2 protein-coding genes are annotated in these 1476 nt (G+C 34.4%); both read right to left on the bottom strand.

All coding sequences use genetic code 11. From position 1 onward, the window contains the following. Positions 1-437: DeoR/GlpR family DNA-binding transcription regulator (locus tag A5870_RS00740; protein WP_139843167.1), on the bottom strand; the 437-nt coding region annotated here is incomplete at its 3' end. 565 nt (positions 438-1002) lie between these two features. Continuing rightward, positions 1003-1101, bottom strand: coding sequence for a type I toxin-antitoxin system Fst family toxin (locus A5870_RS17135; RefSeq protein ID WP_123906408.1), 99 nt, complete (start codon positions 1099-1101; stop codon positions 1003-1005). Between the last annotated feature and the right edge of the window lie 375 nt (positions 1102-1476).

The following is a 1476-nucleotide window of genomic DNA, read 5'->3' as shown; positions in this document are numbered from 1 at the left end:
TCGATGGTTCCACCTAAAATCTTAGTTTTACATTTAGTATTTCTCAATAGTTGATCGGCAATATCTAATGAATTTGTCGTTGCTACGATATTCTCATAAGGTCTTATATGTCTAGGAATGCAACTGACCGTTGTTGAAATATCTAAAAAAATATGGGAATTATCTTTTACTAAATTACTAGCAGTTTTTGCTAGAATATCTTTTTCAGCACTAAGATCTTCAGTACGTTCAAGATATTCATCTAAACGACTAAAGGTATTGGGCAAACTAATTCCACCATATGTGCGATCGATAGCATTATTTTGAGCTAATTTGACAATATCTCTTCTTGCTGTATCTCTTGAAGAACCTGTTAAGGTAACGATTTCCTTCAAACTAAGAGTTCCACGCGACTTCAATTCCTCCAAAATTAACTCAAGCCTTTTCTTTTGAATCATAAATACGCCTCCCTCTAAGCCGATGTAAGCTTATTTACATACTAACTTAAACTAACTTATAAGTCAACGTTATCCTTTAGTACATAACAAAAACACCCAGATTAGATTTGCTGGATATTGCACTTTATTCTGGTATCCTAGTTAGAAAAACACATTTGAGTCCATATTATGTAAAATAATTTTCGATATGTACCTCACTATTCTACTCACCTACCTTGAATGAGCTTGATTGCGTCTCTTTTAATCAAGCTCATTCATTCTACTCTCAAAGCGAACAGTAACTGGGTAAATGATCATTTCAACGAATCTTTCCTTTTGACCAATGGGAAGAAAATTTTAAAGATCCAATGCTACAGCAACCATTATGGACCGTTTGGTTCATCTTTAGTTGCGCTTCATATGAAAAACGACCTAGGTAGTTCTTTTCAATATTCTATGATAAAATAGATTTGCGAAACGTGAGAATTTCGAGCATAGAAGCACAAAAGCCAGCCCTACTGCCAATAGGTCTGGCTTCTTTTCGTTCATTGCGACTCGGAACGTGTGGGTTAATGACAACTAGCTCTTAGTCATCGACTTTCTCGTCTAACCAACGAGAAATCATTTCCAGATCCAATCCGCAAAAAATTGGGGCGATAACCAACGTGAGAATTTGTTGAAGCATAAAAGCACCACCCCCTTTTAGGGGCAAGTTGTCTCATCTAGTGTATCAAAATGTCAAAAGGATTTGATGATAATTAGGAATGTACTCATATTATTTTGCATCTATTATTCTCACAAAGTAATCTTTCTCTAATATCTATGACGTATCCATGTTTGGAAGCGGCAGAAAAATTTTAGCTTTACAACATAAAAGCACTCCCTAACTGCGAAGAAAGGGAACGCTTTGCTTGCTAATAACGACTAATATAAGTCGGCTTGCTACACTATCTTTAATTTTTTTCTATTCATTATAAATTTTAACCATATTTCGGAAATTTAATTTTCAAGTTATTAAAAACAGATTCACTTCGATACTTTCACCTTTTTCAAACTTATT

This window comes from Enterococcus sp. 2G9_DIV0600 (assembly GCF_002140615.1).
GTDB lineage: Bacteria > Bacillota > Bacilli > Lactobacillales > Enterococcaceae > Enterococcus_D > Enterococcus_D innesii.
Note: the sequence above shows the minus strand (reverse complement) of the source record. Positions and strands in the feature narration are given on the sequence as shown.

Bases quoted from the DNA above. Each gene is read 5' to 3' on its own strand.
- A5870_RS17135 (WP_123906408.1), bottom strand. From the start codon at position 1,101: ATGCTTCAACAAATTCTCACGTTGGTTATCGCCCCAATTTTTTGCGGA.